Here is a 17,855-nt window from a genome sequence, read left to right as displayed (position 1 = left end):
GGTGTTCTATGTTGGCTCTAATTGGCCTATAGTAGCCATTTGGCAAAAGTAATAGCTCATATAAAAACCGCCCCGATTTATACAAATCGGGGCGGTTTTATACTATCTAGTAGAACAGAATAGTAGCATGAACCTTTTGTCACAAGCCAAGCTAGTGAAAGATTATCATAAGTACTCACCTTACTAGGTTGGGGCTTTTTTTATTCAAAATAAATACTAAGACGGCGCCCAAAATCACGACGCTTGCAATAATAAATGGCATAGTGAGCTGCTCAGACAAAAATACCACACCTAGCACCGCTGCAATCACAGGTACACACAGCTGAACAATAGCCGCTTGTGTATTCTTCAATAATGGCATCGCGCTATACCAAATACTGTAACCCAGACCAGAAGCGATCGCTCCTGAGGCACAGGCCAGCAGTATTCCTTCACTCGTGATGCTTTGCATCTCAATATTCGATAAACCCATATCGTCCAAATACATCATGCCCACCAACAGTAATATGGGAACGGCTACCAAACTTCGTACAAAGTTAAATCCTGTCGCTCGCAGTGGTGAGACACACGATTTGCCGCGTATGCTGTATACTCCCCAAGCTACACCGCTCATCGCCATCAGTGATGCAGCCAAGGGTGAGGGGATAGCGGCTGATGGCAGCATCAGATAGACAAACCCTGCTACGGCAATGATAAATGCTAGCCACTGCAATGTACTTAGCGTCTCTTTTTGGTAGATACCCCAGCCAATCATCGTAAGCTGTACTGCTGAAAACAAAATCAATGCTCCAGTGCCTGTATCAAGCTCTACATAGGCAATCGAGAAGCACAATGCATAAACAACCAAGCTGATGCTACTGAACCAGCTGCCTTTATCATTCAAAATTGCATCAGTGGCGGCGCTGTCAGTCGTGCGAGATTGACGCTTTAGACGGTAAGCGTGAATCGCCATAATAAAAACTAAGCACACAGCCGCACTTAGTAAGCGAATAATCGTAAAGCTCCAAGCGTCGATATAACCCTCTGCCAATGCCATTCGGCAAAAAAGAGAGTTTGCGGCAAAGGCAATTAACGCAATGATGGTATAAATAGTGGCTTTCAAAGATGATTCCTAAAATGAGTAAGTGTGTCTAAATAGACAAGCATTGTGTTTTGTTTTTATCTTAATTTTTGGCCTATAGTCTTGATTTCTAGTTTTTGGTTTTAACTTCTAGCTTTGATTTCTTAGGTATGTCGCTATAACGATAGCTTATTTATTAGTAGAAGTAATAATGAAAAAGATAAAAATTAGAGCGACAGTGGTTTTATAAGGTTAGATATTTTGTCGTACTTGTGACAAAAAATCTTTGTTAAATGAGAATAACGATAGTTGTATTAACGATAAGGTTTGGAGTATAGAGGTAATCTATTTCGCATCAAATGAACCATTAGCAAGACAACCATTAAACACAATAAACCAGATAAATAAATAGGAAGCAGTAGTATGGATTGGGCAAGTATTTTTATTCATGACACCACTTGGTTGTTTGCCGTTGAAATTTTAATACGTGTCACTGTCATGTTTGTATTGATTATTACGTTCTTGCGATTCACAGGCAAGCGCGGCGTTCGTCAGCTCTCTATCTTTGAGCTGACCATTATTCTATCGCTAGGCTCTATTGCAGGCGATCCCATGTTCACCGAAGATCTGCCTATTATTCAGGCGGTATTGATCATGGGTACGGTCATCTCCCTCTACAGGTTTTGCACCTGGGCGATGATGAAGTTCCAGCCTTTTGAAGACCTGTTGGAGGGAAGATCACTTTATATTGTAGAAAATGGCATGTTGGTACTTGATAAAATTAAGCAAGGTGAGATGTCACATGATGAGTTTTTTGCTGAGATGCGCCAGCAAGGGGTTGAGCATTTAGGGCAAGTTCGTGTTGGTCTGCTCGAAGCTGACGGCAATTTTAGTATTTTATTGCACACCGCTGAAAAAACAGATTACGGTATGCCGTTGTTCCCTAAGCAGTATCAGGCAGTCGAAGAAACAGAGGTAAATACTTACTATGCCTGTATGTATTGCGGTTATGTCAATAAGATACCTGACCCTGATCATTGTTGCCCGCGATGCGAAGACAATTGTAGAAACTGGGCTAAAGCATTAAACAACAAAATCGTCAAATAATGAGTATACCGTGCTGTCTTCTATATCATGATGTAAGACAGCACAATAGATTATGACTTTGAAACCAGATTACTGAGAAACTAAGTTGCTCCTGTAAGTGTTCTAAGTATCAGTGCTTTTTGGTATCGCCGACCACTTTATCCATAACAGCAAATAATAAGCCTGACAATACAAAGGTCATGTGAATGATCACTTTCCACATCAGCTTATCAGCATCGAGCTCACTCATTCCGCTAGAGATATCCATAAAAGATTTCAGAAGATCGATTGCTGAGATCGCGACGATAGCTCCGATGACTTTGAGCTTTAAACCAGAAAAATCTACTTTCCCCATCCAGCTAGGACGATCGTCATGAGCGCCAGTGTCAATTTTTGAGACAAAAATCTCGTAGCCACTAAATATAATGATGAGTAATAAACTGGCGACTAACGAGATATCAACTAATATCAATATATCTACAATCACACTGGCTTCGGAGGCTATAAGTATATCGGCAAACATATGCCACAGTTTTTGAACAAACTTAACAAATAGTAAAACGATGCCTAGTACCAATCCCAGATAAAAAGGTGCCAGTATCCAGCGGCTGTTGAATATTGTTTTTTCTAAGTACAGCTCAAACTTCTTTAGCATGGATATCTCTTAAGTTTTAAAAAACAAATGATATTAATGGTGGGTAAAATACAACCTGTTTTTAGTCGTGTAATTTTTAGTCATGACACGTAGTGCCTACTCTATGTGTCTATGTATCTATGTGAGTAAGCTGCGCTACTACTTGCTGAACGCGCTGCTCCCTATTCCCGCCAACGCGCTGGAATGGCTTTTTATACTTGTTGAGTTGACTGGCAAAGTAGGCATTTATCTCATCACGTTGGTGCGGGCTGTCACGTAAGTCATCAGCGACCCACGGTATATCTACATCAGTCAATAGTATCAAATCGTAATGATGGGCTAATGCTGCTTGCTCAAGGGCCGTAGGGCAGTCGCCATAGTACCAATAAGAATAAGTCATCAGCTCAAACAGGCTGGTATCGCAAAACAAGTAACGGTTTTTATTAGGGGTTTGGGCGACTTGTTTGGCTAAGGTGTTCTCCCGTTTTATCTGTCCTTGTGCGATAGGCAGTAGATCCTCCCACGTACATGTCAGCTGCTCATTATCCCATTTTGCTTGTAAGTAGGTGCGCATGTATTCTGATACCCATACACTGTCGAAATGCGCTGCCAAATCACGACATAGGGTCGTCTTACCTGTGCTTTCTGCGCCTAGTACAGCGACGTTAATGACAGATTTAGGCGTATGCTGCTCGAGGTTGTATGCGGTAGCGCCGTTGCCATTCATAATATGCCCAGATTGCGATGAGAGTGAAGACTACATACTGTAGTGCGGTAAAAGTGAAGCCTTTATAAAAGTATAGCGGTACCGATATCGCATCCGCGATAATCCATAGTATCCAATGCTCAATTTTGCGCCGTGCCATGAGCCACATCGCCATAAGAAACAAAGCTGTAGTGAGCATGTCAGTATAGTCGACCCAAGTAAATAGATGCATGCCAAGTACTGCACCGTCGAAGCTAAAACCGTTATTGATCACTGGGCGGAAATAATAAACCAATCCTACAAAAGCTATCGTTCCCGCTGCCAAAGCGGTAAGTATAGGAATATCCTTTGCGTGCAAATGCTCAATACGGACGCGATTGGCGTCTGATTGCTTGTGTTCAATAGACTGGTTTTTCTTGTTCTTTGACCAGTTGATCCAGCCATACAAGCTCATTACCGTATAGTAAGCATTGATGAACATATCGCCAAACAATTGCCATTTCCACAGTAGGTACACGAATATAGCAGTGCTAACCAATCCAATAGGAAAGACAAGGATATTGGTTTTGCTGGCAAGTAAGACACTAGCTACACCAAAGACAACGGCAATCAATTCAAGCACAATAAACGTTGTAGAGTAGTCGGCGTATTGACCAAATAACCAGTTGAAAAGTTCTACCATTAGCATTCCTAGATATGAGTGTATAGCGATATGTATGGTTGTTTAGAATAGAATGGCGCTAATTATAACGTAGCTATTACGAAATGAAGTCAGTCTTTGCTTATTTATGGCAAGAAACAGATTATTTGTAACAAAGTATTAGAAAAATTATAATATTCAGGCATAATAAACACACTGATTTTAAGTTTACAGTTATTCACTGAATTTGAATGGCTATTATTTTTTCACTTTTATGCTTATTCCAAGCACTATAGTAGTAGACAAGGAAGCTTATCATGACGACTTGTATCACAGGCACAGGCCTGTATATCCCACCTTATAGCATTAGTAACGAAGAGCTAGTAGAGTCATTCAACCAGTATGTTGAAAACTATAATACCGAACATGCTGACGAGATAGCAGCAGAGACTGTGACCGCACTTGAGCCTTCTTCAGCCGCGTTTATTGAAAAAGTATCTGGTATCAAATCACGTTATGTGATGGAAAAAGACGGTATCTTAAATACTGAAATCATGGCACCAGTTATTCCATACCGTAATTTGGGCGAAGAGTTGTCAGTAATGGCTGAAATGGGTGCAGCAGCGCTCAGAGACGCTTTGGCTGATGCAGGACTTGAAGCCAATGACTTAGATGGTATCATCCTTGCTTGCTCAAACTTCCAGCGTACTTATCCTGCGGTTGCTATCGAAATTCAGAATGAGATCGGCATGGTTGGTGGTTTTGCATACGATATGAACGTTGCGTGTAGTGCGGCGACTTTTGGTCTATCACAAGCCCACGGCTCTATTATCTCAGGTTTGGCCAAGCGTATTGCTGTGGTCAACGTTGAGATTACCTCAGCGCATCTAAACTGGCGTAACCGTGACAGCCACTTTATCTTTGGCGATGTGGCGACTGCCTCTATCGTAGAAGAGCTCGATACGCCAAAAGGGTACGAGATTCTAAACTCTAAGCTATTTACGCAGTTTTCGACCAACATCAAAAACGAATATGGCTTTATGGATCGCTCAGAATACCTAGCGGCACAGACAGAGATGTATCCAGATATCAAAGCACCGGTCACTGACAAGCTATTTTTGCAAAACGGTCGCAAAGTATTCCGTGAAGTTTGCCCGAAAGTTTCTGAAATTATCACTGAGCACTTGCAAGAAAATGATATCCCAACATCTGATGTTAAGATGATGTGGTTACATCAAGCCAATGCCAATATGTTGGATTTGATCTTACGTACTGTCGTCGGTAAAGATGCAGATAAATCAATTGCACCAAGTGTGATTGCTGAATTTGCCAATACCAGCTCAGCGAGCCCTATGATTGTATTCCATCGCCACAAAGATGATCTATCATCAGGTGATCTGGGTGTTATCTGCTCATTCGGTGCAGGTTACTCTATCGGGTCAGTACTAGTGCGTAAAGTTTAATACCTTAGTTTATTACTAAGGTTTAATACTAAGTGACCAGTAATTAGTACTAAGCAACTAGCAACTAGCCAAAAAAATAGCCAAGAATGTTCTTGGCTATTTTTTTGGCTATCATTTTTGCCATTGAAATTAGGTCCTGACATCTAAATATAAAGAGAGATGTTTAGAAAGATAACATCAAGATTACTGAGAATATCGACAAGAATGACCAGAGGTTTTAATTTAACCCAAAAAATTTGCTATAATCACGCTCTTATTCCCCTCATTTAAATAAAAGTCCTTTTATGAAAGAATCCTTACGCCTGCGTTTAGACCAGATGGTAGACCGTTATGAAGAGGTCACCGCCTTGTTATCAGATCCTAGTGTCATTAGTGATAATAATAAATTCCGTGAATTGTCTGTCGAACATAGCGACTTGATGGACATCACGACGTTATGGCAGAACTATCTAGGTGCAGAAACGGATCAGGCTGATGCAGAAGCAATGCTGGCCGATGCGACAGATCCTGACATGAAAGAGATGATGCAAGATGAAATTGAGACGGCACGTGATACCATCGTAGAGATGGAAGAAGCCCTCAATGTGATGATGCTACCAAAAGATCCAAATGATAAAGTACCTGCATTCTTGGAGATTCGTGCAGGGACTGGCGGCGATGAGGCAGCGATCTTCTCTGGTGATCTGTTCCGCATGTACCAAAAATACGCACAGACTCAAGGCTGGACACTAGAAGTGCTCTCTGCAAACGAAGGTGAGCATGGTGGTTATAAAGAGATTATCACTCGTGTATCTGGCAATAGTGTATATGGTCGCCTAAAGTTTGAATCGGGTGCTCACCGCGTACAGCGTGTTCCTGAAACTGAGAGCCAAGGTCGCGTGCATACCTCAGCTTGTACGGTTGCCGTCATGCCAGAGGTTGAGATTGATGATACCGTTGATATCAATCCTGCTGATATCAAGATGGATACTTTTCGCTCAAGTGGGGCGGGTGGTCAGCACGTGAACACCACTGACTCAGCCGTACGTTTGACGCATATTCCAACCGGTACCGTGGTAGAGTGTCAGCAAGAGCGTAGCCAGCACAAAAACCGTGCGCATGCTATGAAAATGCTAGTCTCTAAAATCCAGCAAGCCAAAGTACAAGCACAGGTCGATGTGGCGGACTCCATACGTCGTGACTTGGTCGGTAGTGGCGACCGCTCAGAGCGTATTCGTACTTATAACTTTCCACAAGGGCGCATGACCGATCACCGTATCAACCTGACCTTATACAAGCTCGACTCTATTATGGAAGGCGACTTGGATGAGACTCTAGATGCGTTGTTGCGTGAGCATCAGGCTGATTTGATGGCCAGTATTGGCGGCGGTGAATAGTAGCCAATTCTATGTAATATTGGCACTATTATACCCTTGTATAATAGTGCCTGCTTTTATAATAATAAGTATTGATTTCTGTTTTCGTTTATCCATTTAATTATCTAATAATATTGAGAGTGTCATGTCAAAGCACAATAATCAGAACCAAGACCAAACCCCAACTGTAGAAGATACTAACGAGCTAATCGCACAACTGCAAGCCAAGCTAGACGATATCAGTGCTTCAGGAAAACAGCCGTATCCGAATACATTCAAACGCACTGATTATGCGCAAGACTTACAAGCCGCTTTTGATGGTGTGTCAAAGCAAGAGATCGAAGAGAAAGCTGCGAATGGCGAAAAGACACAGGTAAATGTAGCAGGTCGAGTCATGCTCAACCGTGGCTCATTTATCGTGATTCAAGATATGTCAGGTCGTATTCAGCTATATGTGGCACGTAAAGAGCTTGATGAAGAAACGCGTGCAAGCATTAAGTCTCTAGATTTGGGTGACATCGTTGGGGTGTCAGGCTATATCGGTCGTTCAGGTAAGGGTGATCTGTATGTGCACATCGAAGAGATTACGTTACTGACCAAATCGCTACGTCCGATGCCAAACAAATTCCATGGTTTAGCTGACGTAGAAGCGCGCTATCGCAATCGTCATCTTGACTTGATGACCAACGAGACCACTCGTGATACCTTTATGATTCGCAGTCAAATCGTTAGCGGTATTCGTCAATTTATGCTGAATGAGCGTTTTATGGAAGTTGAAACGCCAATGATGCATCCGATTCCAGGTGGCGCGGTAGCTCGTCCTTTTGAGACGCACCACAATGCTCTAGATATGCCTTTGTATTTGCGTATTGCGCCTGAGCTTTATCTCAAGCGCTTGGTCGTTGGTGGCTTTGAGCGTGTATTTGAGATCAACCGCAGTTTCCGTAATGAAGGGGTCTCAACCCGTCACAACCCTGAATTTACCATGATTGAGTTTTATCAAGCCTACGCTGACTATCATGATCTGATGGATTTGACTGAGCGTATGTTTAATCAGTTAGCAAATGATGTGTTGGGCACAACAGAGCTGACTTATCAAGAAGAGGCCATTAGCCTAAAAGCACCATTTGCTCGTCTATCTATGTCTGATGCGATTGCAAAGTATGCAGAAAACTTCGACATGGCACGTATCAATGATCGTGAATACCTAGCAGAGTACGCATCAACGACGCTGAAACAGCAAGTAAAAGATGTGTTTGGTGTGGGTAAACTACAAACGATTATTTTTGAAGAAACGGCTGAGCATCAACTGCGTCAACCAACCTTTATTACTGAGTATCCAGCTGAGACCTCACCACTCGCGCGCCGTAGTGATGACAATCCTGAGATTACTGATCGTTTTGAGCTGTTTGTTGGTGGTCGTGAGCTCGCTAATGGTTTTAGTGAGCTCAATGATCCAGCAGACCAAGCCGAGCGTTTCCGTGGTCAAGTTGCCGAAAAAGACGCAGGCGATGACGAAGCCATGCATTTTGACGAAGAGTACATCGAAGCATTGTCATACGGTTTGCCGCCGACAGCAGGTGAAGGTATTGGTATCGACCGCTTAGTAATGCTGTTTACTGACTCAGCCAGTATCCGTGATGTGATCTTGTTCCCGCATATGCGCCGCAAAAATGATTAATGTTTAATTAGTCGTTAACCAAAGTCGCTTATTGAATGCGGCTCAGTCATAATCAAACTTGTGAGAAGCCAGACGAATGCGCTGGCTTTTTGCTATAATAAATATCGAAAAACAGCATCTAAAATAAGAATTTTAACCACTTGGCACAATGGATAGCTATGTCGCAGCAATATCAAGTTTTAGCTCGCAAATATCGACCCAAGAACTTTCATGAGTTGATTGGGCAGACGCATGTCTCGCAGGCGCTGATTAATGCAATTGATTATAATCGTCTGCATCATGCTTATTTATTTACTGGTACGCGCGGTGTGGGTAAGACGACGATTGCGCGTATTTTATCTAAATGCTTGAACTGTGATACTGGTATTACGAGCACACCGTGCGGGGTATGCGACAACTGCGTCGCTATCGATCAGGGGCGTTTTATTGATCTTATTGAGATTGACGCAGCTTCCCGTACCAAGGTCGAGGACACGCGTGAGCTGTTAGACAACGTGCCTTACGCGCCAAGCCAAGGGCGTTATAAAGTCTATCTGATTGATGAAGTGCATATGCTGTCGACGCATAGTTTCAATGCGCTTCTCAAAACGTTGGAAGAGCCACCTGAACACGTAAAGTTCTTGCTGGCGACGACTGATCCACAAAAACTGCCGATTACGATTATCTCGCGCTGCTTACAGTTTGTGCTACGCCCACTACCGCAGGTATTACTTAGCGAACATTTGGCAAATATTTTGACCAAAGAGCAGGTTGACTACACGCAGCCGGCCATTTGGCAATTAGCAAGCGCTGCCAAAGGCTCTGTGCGCGATGCTTTGTCACTGACAGATCAGGCGATTGCTTTTGGTCAAGGGTCACTGGATGATGCGACTGTCAATGCCATGCTCGGTCTCATTGATGCGGCTGACCTCATCAGCTTGATCACAGATATTTATAATCATGATAAATCAGCCGTTGCCGCACATATCGAGCAAATGCGCGCGCAGATGGTAGATGCGACCAGCATGTTTGATGGGTTGGCTGAGCTGCTACATCAGTTGGCATTGACTCAGCTGTTGCCTGAGGTCGCTCTCAATGTTAATGAGGCGCAAGCAAAAGATATTTGTAGGCTCGCCCAGCATATCAGTCCTGATGTCTTGCAGCTGTACTATGAGATTGTTGTGCAAGCACGTGAAGGCGTCAAGCTTGCTAGTACCCCTATGCAAGCGCTTGAGATGTGCATTTTGCGCTTACTAGCGTTTCGTCCTTTGCCGGTCGATGAAGTACTAAGTAACACCTATGATGGTGAGGTATCTACTACCAGCATACCAGTTACAGAGTCGCCTGATTCAACGTCGTCTTCAGAAATAACATCTTCGGATGCCATGACGCATGGCGCATCAGAACCATTACAGCCTTACGAGATTGATGATCAAGGGCACAGTTATGATGAGCAGCAAAGTAGCACTCATGATAACGAGAATTTTCGCTCTGAGTATATTAGTGACCAAGAGTACAACTTAGTACAGTCAGCTGTCAGTACTGAGCCTGAACCTGTTGTTGAGCCTGAACCTGTTGTTGAGCCTGAACCTGTTGTTGAGCCTGAACCTGTTGTTGAGCCTGAACCTGTTGTTGAGCCTGAACCTGTTGTTGAGCCTGAACCTGTTGTTGAGCCTGAACCTGTTGTTGAGCCTGAACCTGTTGTTGAGCCTGAACCTGTTGTTGAGCCTGAACCTGTTGTTGAGCCTGAACCTGTTGTTGAGCCTGAACCTGTTGTTGAGCCTGAACCTGTTGTTGAGCCTGAACCTGTTGTTGAGCCTGACGCAAATAATTCTCAGTTACTATTACCATCTGATGAAGACCCGCGCTCTTTGTTACGCTGTGCGCCCCAAGAGTTGACAGGGGAGTGGAGCTCGGAAAAATGGGATTACTGGCTGCAGACTGCTCGTGAAGCAGAAGTGTTAGCTCAAGATGAGTTGGCACTTGCTCGTCAAGGCACAATGACAGGTCAATGTAATGGCAATGCAACGTTCTTGACTAGTGTGGACAGCAAGCATTTACAAGCGACTTTTCAGCAACTGGCTGCAAAGTTGCAACAGCAATTCACACAGGCACAGATTGATTTAAAAATCGATAATAGCATCATGCAAAGTGATGATAAAACACCAGAGCGTCGTCAACAAAAACGCTTAGAGCAAGCAAAAACGGTTGCTGAGACAAAATTGCTGAACACACCAGTGATGCAGTATTTGACGGAGCGGGGCGAGGGCAAAATGGGCAAGGTCCAACTGTATTAAGTTCTAAAAAACGGTTATTAAAACTATTTCAAATATGAATATGTTTTAAATACGGTTTTATATAAGATATCAAGGTGATGATACGCTATCGCCTTGATATTTTTGTTTTTACCGCAGCACAAATGGGCGCTCTTATATAAGAGAAAATATTTAGTAACGATAAGATAAATCAAAAGTCGTTATAATGATTAAGTTATATTAAAAACTGAAATGAAGTTTAGGTGAGAATATGTTGGATAATTTACGCGGTATGGCTGTGTTCGCCAGTGTGGTCGGACATGGTTCTTTTAGTGGCTCAGCTCGTGAGCTTGGTATTACCACCAGTGCAGTCAGTCAGCAGATTCGTTCACTAGAGAATGAGCTAGGTGTTGTACTATTACACCGCTCAACTCGTAAGCTAAGCTTAACAGAAGCGGGTGAGAGCTTTTATGAGTCTGCAAAAGATGTGGTCAATGCTGCTGAACAAGGTCGAATCAAAGTCAACCAGTTGCGTGATGAGCTTGCAGGCAGTTTACGTATATCGACGACGCCTGAGCTTGGTGTAAACCATATACTGCCGGCGCTATCCACATGGATGGCTGCACACGATGATCTTAGTGTCACCTATCTGGCAGACAATCACTATATCGATATGATTGATGAGCGTATCGATATTGCGATTCGTATGAGTCCATCGATCAATGATGCAAGCCTAAGTAGTCATCCGCTCACCGATGTACGTCAGTTGCTCGTAGCGTCGCCTCAATATCTACGTCACCACCCTAAGCTCAATACACCAAAAGACTTGGCCGACCATCAACTGATATCTATTGAAATTATGAAAGAGGCCAATCAGGTTGATATGATTCAAACAGAGACTGGTAAGAAAACACGTATCAAAATGAACTCGCGTATTTATACCAATAACGTCTTTATGGCCACGACTCTGGCAAAAGAAGGTCATGGCTTGATTAGAATGATGGAAATGGACATCAAAAAAGAGCTTGAGAGTGGAGAGCTAGTAGAAGTGTTAACTGGCTATCAACTGCCAAGCTTTGTTCTCTATGCGGTCACTCTAAACCGTGACCAACAACCTGCCAAAATCACTCGTTGTCTAGAAGTGTTAAAAAAATATTTCCATGCACATTAGAGCGGTTTGTTTTAGACAGTCGTATTATCAAATAAATAGCTAGAAAAAAGCCTATAGATAATGATATCTATAGGCTTTTTTGATTATATATATTCAAGCATTCCTTAGAATGAGGGTCTTAGTAGGTCAATCAAGCGTTCAGCAACTTGTGTGCTCTCATCACGGCTCATATTAAGTGGAGGTAGCAAACGGACGACATGACCCCCCGTTACATTGAGGATTAGGTTTTGCTCATCACGCGCACGATCTACCAACTGGCTACAGTCCATATCTTCTGGTAGCGCAATACCGATCATCATACCAGCGCCGCGGCTACTCACACCATGTTGTCCTAATGCATTAACGAGGCTTTCACGAATGAACAAACCTTCAGTCACTGCATTTTCCATAATGTCACTATTGGTGAGTACATCGTACACGCTATGTACCACGCGACTGGCTAAAGGTGTGCCACCGTAAGTAGAGCCATGGCTGCCTGCACCAAACAAACCATTAGCACGGCCTCGTACCATACAAGCGCCGACTGGAAAGCCATTACCTAAGCCTTTAGCAGTCGTCAATACATCAGGACGAGCACTGCTATGCTGATAAGCAAAATATTTACCAGTACGGCCATTACCTGTTTGTACTTCATCGAGCATAAATAGCCAGTTGTGAGCATCACACTCTGCCTGTAACTCTTCTAAATAGGTGAAACCATTTGCCGCAGTATTTAGACCACCTTCACCTTGGATTGGCTCTACAAAAATGGCGCAAATATCCTGATGATCCAAAGCTGCCTGCTTAACTGCAGCAATATCACCAAATGGCACACGGATAAAGTCTTCATCTAGCGTATAAAACCCTTCACGAGCCTTTGGGTTGGCAGTAGCTGATAGCGATAGTAATGTACGACCATGGAATGACTGCTCCATCACGATCACTTTTGGACGCGTAAAGCCTTGCTGATGCGCATACAGGCGTGCAATTTTTAGTGCAGCTTCGTTCGCTTCAGCACCGCTATTGGCAAAAAACACACTGTCCATTTGGGCGGCCATACATAACGCCTCTCCCGCACGCTCCTGCCAGTCAATACCGAACAAGTTACTGGTATGAATCAAAGTAGACGCCTGCTGCTCAATCGCCTCTGTCACTTGTGGATGGCAGTGCCCGAGTCCGCATACCGCGATACCAGTTAGAGCATCTAGGTATGGTGTATCATCTTTGGTATAGAGCCAACTACCTGCACCACGTGTAAAACTAATAGGTTGACGGTTGTAAGTAGGCATGAGGTAGGTAGCAGACATGTAAGACATCCTTGGTATAGTAAATTGAGTAAAATAGGGGGTTATAATTCGTCAGAGAAGGGCGTGGTTTCTGCAGGTAGCGTATAGTCTTCATTTGCCCAAGCCCCTAAGTCGATTAGCTTACAGCGACTACTACAAAATGGCTTGTATTTATTGTCTTGCCAGGCAGTCTGTGTGCCGCAGCGTGGGCAAGGGTAGGTTTTGGGCGTAGCATTGGAATTAGAGTCAGTCATAATAAAAGTGGAAGTATCCTTGATGTCATTAATATCATTTACGCGCAGCCTTCTTCTATCATCATCTACATTAGGATGCATTTTGAAGGACTGGTCATCACTATATTACTATTAAATTAGATTGGCTATATAATAGCATGGGGCCGAATAATGACAAAAGACAAATGCTTTAAGGATAATAAATGACAGACAATACTGAGCTCACTCATCAGCAAGCGCGAGCGTTTCAACCACAGAGACTCTCAGCACCGCGTGACTTTGTGATACCTAAAATCATCAACGAAAATTTGAGTGAAAAACCGCTGATACTAGAGATCGGAGCAGGGAAGGGCAAGCACGCGCTGAGCTTTGCAGCGCAGAATCCTGACAAGCATTTAATAGCGATTGAGCGCACCCGTAATAAATTTGAAGCTTTCTCAAAACAGACTACGCTACAGGCCTTATCAAACCTAGATGCGATTCATGCGGATGCTATTGCTTGGACCGTACATGCTATAAAGCCCAATAGCCTGTGCAAGATTTTTATTCTTTATCCTAACCCCGAACAGCAGAACCCCAATCAACAATGGCTAAATATGCCTTTCTTTGAATTCTTATTGTCTCGCTTGCAGGTAAATGGTGAGGTAGTAGTGGTCACCAATATTGAAGCATATATGGACAACGCAGAGTTTCAGGCAACTAAGGTATGGTGTCTTCCAAATTCTCGTTATCAAGTCCCTGCAGATAGTCAGCGTACTCACTTTGAAGTGAAGTATTTGGCACGGCAAGAAGTGTGCTGGGAGTTGAATATCCGTAAGCCTAAATGGTATAAAACCAGATTTGATGATTGGCAAGCGACATCATTGTATGAAGGAAAATGACCTAAGTAACAGAAGAATGCTAGACACTAGATCGAATAAAAAATAGCCTAAGCAAGTAAAAAGAAAAAATAATAAACTGCTCCGGAAGAGCAGTCCAAAAAATCTCGAACTTAAAAACTAGAATTAACAACTATAGGTAGAGTTTAACCAAATTATTAGAATTGGTATAAGCGTCAAGAACTGTCAGAAGAGTATATGCGCCAATGAATTTGCGACTAATGAACATAAACTCTTTTGGCGGGAGATTGAATTCGAAGGACTGCATTGCGCGAGTGGCTTTGGCGGATAAGCGTGAGTGCAGTTTACTGTTAGCCCAGATATAGCATTTTTGCTCATTCAAGCACTCGCTAGGGATATCTTTATTATTGTCAGGATCACTGAAAGGCTCTGTCGCCAGTAAAAATAGCGAGGCAATATCAGAGCGTACTTTGTCACTCATACTGTCGAAAAAGTCGTATCCTGTCATCGCAAGCATCATTGATTGATGATCGTGACGGTATCCTGCTCGTAGCAGTCCGCGGGCTATAGTCAGTAAATGATTATCGAATTGGCGGATAGCGCCAAAATCTAACAAAACAAGCTTATCGATGTCGTCGCCTTCGCTGACGCGCACTAAATAATTGCCAAAGTTGGGATCTGTCTGCATCTCACCCCATACAAAAATCTCTTGCATCATGATTTCGATAGCAGCTTGACCGATTGCACTGCGGCGCTCATGAGGTAGTAACTGTAATTCATCAGAGACCACGGTGATACCTGGCTCATAAGACATACAAAGTAAGCGCTTTTTAGAGTAGGTACGGTTGATCTTCGGAACGATATAGCGCGGGTCGTCACTTAAACGATCATAAAAGCGCTCTGTCGTTGCGGCCTCTGCTTCGTAATCAACCTCATGGTGGAGTAGGTCACGTATCTCCTCAAACCAAGCATCAAGTGCGCGTGTTTGAGGAACGATATTACTTACTTTTAGCAACTGCTTGAATAAAGCAAGATCGGAGTTGATGGCATCAGCCACGCCTGGGTATTGAATCTTTAGTACCACTTGTTCACCTGTCGCCAGTACGGTAGCGCGATGAACTTGAGCAAGAGACGCTGTTCCAATAGGAATAGGGTCGACATCTAGCTCGCTTAGTTTTTCACCCAATAATTTATGCAATGTTTTTTCAATCGTAGGCCACGTCAACGTTGCGGTATCATCATTGAGCGTTTGTAAGGCACGTGTAATCTCTGGCGGCAGTATGTGCTCGCCATAGATTGCTAGCATTTGACCGATTTTGACGACTGAACCTTTTAACTTGCCAAGCTCTGATGCTAGATAATTTGCCTGAGCTTCCATAAACGCTTGGTTACGTGCTGTACGTGCTTCTTTATTTAAAAACATGCCAGACACGCTATTGCCCGCCCAACGACGACCAATATTCAAGGAGGTTTTGGCAATCGACATTCGGCGATCAAACCCTGAGGTTTTTAGACTATCAATTGATTGCTTGTTGCTAGAAGGTTTAGACGTATCATTTGCCATAAATATAATCATTCATCCAGTTGCTATTGATTTGCGGGTTCGATACCCACAATACAAGGGAGATGTGATGCACGGGTATAAAATTGTACCATATAAAGCACATTGGGTTTATGAGCGTAGGCTGGCTGTTGATAGTTACTTTGTAAGCCGTGAGATGGTTCGAGTATTATTACTGAGCGTTATACGGCGTACCAAAAATAAGACCTAGCTTTATGCTAGGTCGAATAATGCTGTAAAGTATACGCACCAATTTTGAAACGACAACGCAAGATGAGCGTTTAATGGCTCTTGATGGGTATAAGCTCGTTACGCATTTTCACGAGTGATGGCATGATGACCAATATCACGGCGATATTGTGCACCGTCGAAGCTAATGGCAGCAGTGACTGCTAGTGCTGCTTGCTGGGCTTCAGAGATATTGCTTGCTAAGGCAGTAATACATAATACACGACCACCATTAGTGACGATCTCATTTTCATTATTATCAGAAAACGCTGTACCTGCATGGAATACTTTGACAGCATTGTTGTTTGTCGAATCTAGTTCTGGCAAGCCTGCGATGACATCGCCCTTCGATGAGGTTTCAGGATAACCTTTTGAGGCAACAACGATACCCAAAGCAGGACGCTCATCCCATTTTGCTTCGCTAGGTAGTTGACCTGATAAGCCTTGCGCGACCAAATCTACCATCGATGATTGCAGACGCATCAAGATAGGCTGCGTCTCTGGATCACCAAAACGGCAGTTGAATTCGATCACATATGGGTCGCCTGCTTGGTCAATCATAAGACCTGCATATAAAAATCCAGTATAGGGATGTCCTGCGTCTTTCATTGCATCAACAACTGGCTGAATGACGCGCTCAATAACTTTATTATGCACATCTGCGGTCACGACAGGCGCAGGGGAATACGCACCCATCCCGCCTGTATTCGGACCTGTGTCACCTTCAAAAGCACGCTTGTGATCTTGGCTGGTTGCCATGGGTAAGATATTTTCCCCATCGACCATACAAATAAAGCTGGCTTCTTCGCCTTGCAAGAACTGCTCGATCACCACACGGCTACCAGCATCCCCAAATTTGTTGTCCGCGAGCATATCATCGATTGCTTCGTGCGCTTGCTCGATGGTCTCAGCCACGATGACGCCTTTACCAGCGGCAAGTCCATCCGCTTTGATCACGATGGGTGCGCCTTGCTCATCGACATAGGCTTTAGCCGCAGTAGCCTCTGTAAACCCTTGATAAGCGGCTGTTGGGATATGGTTCTGCTCCATAAACTCTTTGGCAAAGGTTTTAGAACCTTCTAGTTGCGCGCAGTAAGCAGTAGGGCCCCATGCCTTAATACCAGCCTCGCGGCAGGCATCGACGATACCTGTAACCAAAGGTGCTTCTGGTCCAACAATAACTATATCAATACTATTATTTTGACAAAATTCGATGACAGCGGCGTGCTCACTCGCATCAGCGTTCACAGACGCTAAGACGACGTTTTGGCATTTAGGTTCAAGTGCACTGCCTGCATTGCCTGGAGCGACATAGACATTTTCGACATTGTCATCTTTTGCACACTGCCATGCCAGTGCGTGTTCGCGACCACCTGAGCCAATCACCAAAATATTCATCATACCGTTTGCCCTTAGCATTAAGTTAATAATGAGCTAGTCGTACGCTCGTAAATATGTCGACATATTCTAACAAAAAAACAGTCTTGATTACTATGAGTATCCACGTGCCAGCATTTAATCTTGAATATTACTGGCTGCGTCATCATTGTCTCATTAGCAAAGGTTATCGACATATCACTGATTCATGAAATGATGTTGTACGCTTTAGCTAACGCCGCAGGTGCGTTAAACTTCACTGTAATAGTAGGATTACATCCTGATTGCTACATATTTATAAAAATAAGAACGAAAAAGGAGA

15 protein-coding genes are annotated in these 17,855 nt (G+C 43.5%); 7 read left to right on the top strand and 8 right to left on the bottom strand.

Annotated features, from left to right (window positions below; translation table 11 throughout):
- Positions 1-175: 175 nt before the first annotated feature.
- Entirely contained in the window at positions 176-1,102 is a 927-nt protein-coding gene (locus AC5JPT_RS03385; RefSeq protein ID WP_493857109.1) for a DMT family transporter, read from the bottom strand.
- Positions 1,103-1,483: 381 nt separating this feature from the next.
- Between AC5JPT_RS03385 and AC5JPT_RS03380 the strand changes: the two genes are divergently transcribed.
- Positions 1,484-2,167: a DUF421 domain-containing protein gene (locus tag AC5JPT_RS03380; RefSeq protein ID WP_443527084.1), complete on the top strand. Its 684-nt coding sequence runs from the start codon at positions 1,484-1,486 to the stop codon at positions 2,165-2,167.
- A 109-nt stretch (positions 2,168-2,276) separates the two neighbouring features.
- On the opposite strand, the gene AC5JPT_RS03375 is transcribed toward AC5JPT_RS03380, so the two are convergent.
- The 3 genes from AC5JPT_RS03375 to pnuC all read right to left on the bottom strand — a co-directional run bounded on the left by AC5JPT_RS03375 (position 2,277) and on the right by pnuC (position 4,168).
- A complete protein-coding gene (locus AC5JPT_RS03375; RefSeq protein ID WP_319052285.1) occupies positions 2,277-2,801 on the bottom strand; it encodes a TIGR00645 family protein in 525 nt (174 codons plus the stop codon).
- A gap of 109 nt (positions 2,802-2,910) precedes the next feature.
- Positions 2,911-3,507 (bottom strand): AAA family ATPase, encoded by a 597-nt coding sequence (locus tag AC5JPT_RS03370; protein WP_493857108.1) that lies wholly within the window; start codon positions 3,505-3,507, stop codon positions 2,911-2,913.
- Positions 3,458-4,168, bottom strand: coding sequence for a nicotinamide riboside transporter PnuC (gene pnuC / locus AC5JPT_RS03365; RefSeq protein WP_493857107.1), 711 nt, complete (start codon positions 4,166-4,168; stop codon positions 3,458-3,460). The genes AC5JPT_RS03370 and pnuC overlap by 50 nt, the downstream gene beginning before the upstream one ends.
- Before the next feature lie 275 nt (positions 4,169-4,443).
- On the opposite strand from pnuC, the gene AC5JPT_RS03360 reads away from it, so the two are divergent.
- From AC5JPT_RS03360 to AC5JPT_RS03340, 5 genes are all read left to right on the top strand, one after another.
- Positions 4,444-5,589, top strand: coding sequence for a beta-ketoacyl-ACP synthase III (locus AC5JPT_RS03360; RefSeq protein ID WP_443527087.1), 1,146 nt, complete (start codon positions 4,444-4,446; stop codon positions 5,587-5,589).
- A gap of 284 nt (positions 5,590-5,873) precedes the next feature.
- Complete coding sequence (gene prfA, locus AC5JPT_RS03355) at positions 5,874-6,965, top strand: peptide chain release factor 1 (RefSeq protein WP_443527088.1); 1,092 nt, start codon at positions 5,874-5,876, stop codon at positions 6,963-6,965.
- 124 nt (positions 6,966-7,089) lie between these two features.
- Positions 7,090-8,625, top strand: a complete 1,536-nt coding sequence (gene lysS, locus AC5JPT_RS03350; protein ID WP_443527089.1) for a lysine--tRNA ligase — start codon at positions 7,090-7,092, stop codon at positions 8,623-8,625.
- Between the two features lie 158 nt (positions 8,626-8,783).
- Entirely contained in the window at positions 8,784-10,901 is a 2,118-nt protein-coding gene (gene dnaX / locus AC5JPT_RS03345) for a DNA polymerase III subunit gamma/tau (protein WP_493857106.1), read from the top strand.
- 229 nt (positions 10,902-11,130) lie between these two features.
- A complete protein-coding gene (locus tag AC5JPT_RS03340; protein ID WP_493857105.1) occupies positions 11,131-12,030 on the top strand; it encodes a LysR family transcriptional regulator in 900 nt (299 codons plus the stop codon).
- A gap of 104 nt (positions 12,031-12,134) precedes the next feature.
- Here the strand turns inward: AC5JPT_RS03340 and AC5JPT_RS03335 are convergent, their stop codons facing one another.
- On the bottom strand, positions 12,135-13,316 hold the full coding sequence (locus tag AC5JPT_RS03335; protein ID WP_493857104.1) for an aspartate aminotransferase family protein: 1,182 nt from the start codon (positions 13,314-13,316) through the stop codon (positions 12,135-12,137).
- A gap of 41 nt (positions 13,317-13,357) precedes the next feature.
- Entirely contained in the window at positions 13,358-13,549 is a 192-nt protein-coding gene (locus tag AC5JPT_RS03330) for a DNA gyrase inhibitor YacG (protein WP_493857103.1), read from the bottom strand.
- 182 nt (positions 13,550-13,731) lie between these two features.
- Between AC5JPT_RS03330 and AC5JPT_RS03325 the strand changes: the two genes are divergently transcribed.
- The gene (locus AC5JPT_RS03325; protein WP_319051720.1) at positions 13,732-14,409 is read left to right on the top strand and encodes a DUF938 domain-containing protein; all 678 of its coding nucleotides are present in this window, start codon (positions 13,732-13,734) and stop codon (positions 14,407-14,409) included.
- 130 nt (positions 14,410-14,539) lie between these two features.
- On the opposite strand, the gene AC5JPT_RS03320 is transcribed toward AC5JPT_RS03325, so the two are convergent.
- Positions 14,540-15,931: an ABC1 kinase family protein gene (locus AC5JPT_RS03320; protein ID WP_493857102.1), complete on the bottom strand. Its 1,392-nt coding sequence runs from the start codon at positions 15,929-15,931 to the stop codon at positions 14,540-14,542.
- A 306-nt stretch (positions 15,932-16,237) separates the two neighbouring features.
- On the bottom strand, positions 16,238-17,554 hold the full coding sequence (purD, locus tag AC5JPT_RS03315; RefSeq protein WP_493858419.1) for a phosphoribosylamine--glycine ligase: 1,317 nt from the start codon (positions 17,552-17,554) through the stop codon (positions 16,238-16,240).
- Positions 17,555-17,855: the final 301 nt, after the last annotated feature.

The organism is Psychrobacter sp. H26 (genome assembly GCF_059073035.1).
The sequence above is the reverse complement of the archived record's forward strand: the minus strand, read 5'-3'. Positions and strand labels throughout refer to the sequence as shown.

Coding starts and splice junctions, on each gene's coding strand:
- AC5JPT_RS03360 (WP_443527087.1), top strand. CDS start 4,444: ATGACGACTTGTATCACAGGCACAGGCCTGTATATCCCACCTTATAGC.
- AC5JPT_RS03370 (WP_493857108.1), bottom strand. CDS start 3,507: ATGAATGGCAACGGCGCTACCGCATACAACCTCGAGCAGCATACGCCT.
- AC5JPT_RS03320 (WP_493857102.1), bottom strand. CDS start 15,931: ATGGCAAATGATACGTCTAAACCTTCTAGCAACAAGCAATCAATTGAT.
- dnaX (WP_493857106.1), top strand. CDS start 8,784: ATGTCGCAGCAATATCAAGTTTTAGCTCGCAAATATCGACCCAAGAAC.
- AC5JPT_RS03325 (WP_319051720.1), top strand. CDS start 13,732: ATGACAGACAATACTGAGCTCACTCATCAGCAAGCGCGAGCGTTTCAA.
- AC5JPT_RS03375 (WP_319052285.1), bottom strand. CDS start 2,801: ATGCTAAAGAAGTTTGAGCTGTACTTAGAAAAAACAATATTCAACAGC.
- AC5JPT_RS03335 (WP_493857104.1), bottom strand. CDS start 13,316: ATGTCTGCTACCTACCTCATGCCTACTTACAACCGTCAACCTATTAGT.
- purD (WP_493858419.1), bottom strand. CDS start 17,554: ATGAATATTTTGGTGATTGGCTCAGGTGGTCGCGAACACGCACTGGCA.
- AC5JPT_RS03330 (WP_493857103.1), bottom strand. CDS start 13,549: ATGACTGACTCTAATTCCAATGCTACGCCCAAAACCTACCCTTGCCCA.
- lysS (WP_443527089.1), top strand. CDS start 7,090: ATGTCAAAGCACAATAATCAGAACCAAGACCAAACCCCAACTGTAGAA.
- AC5JPT_RS03380 (WP_443527084.1), top strand. CDS start 1,484: ATGGATTGGGCAAGTATTTTTATTCATGACACCACTTGGTTGTTTGCC.
- pnuC (WP_493857107.1), bottom strand. CDS start 4,168: ATGGTAGAACTTTTCAACTGGTTATTTGGTCAATACGCCGACTACTCT.
- prfA (WP_443527088.1), top strand. CDS start 5,874: ATGAAAGAATCCTTACGCCTGCGTTTAGACCAGATGGTAGACCGTTAT.
- AC5JPT_RS03340 (WP_493857105.1), top strand. CDS start 11,131: ATGTTGGATAATTTACGCGGTATGGCTGTGTTCGCCAGTGTGGTCGGA.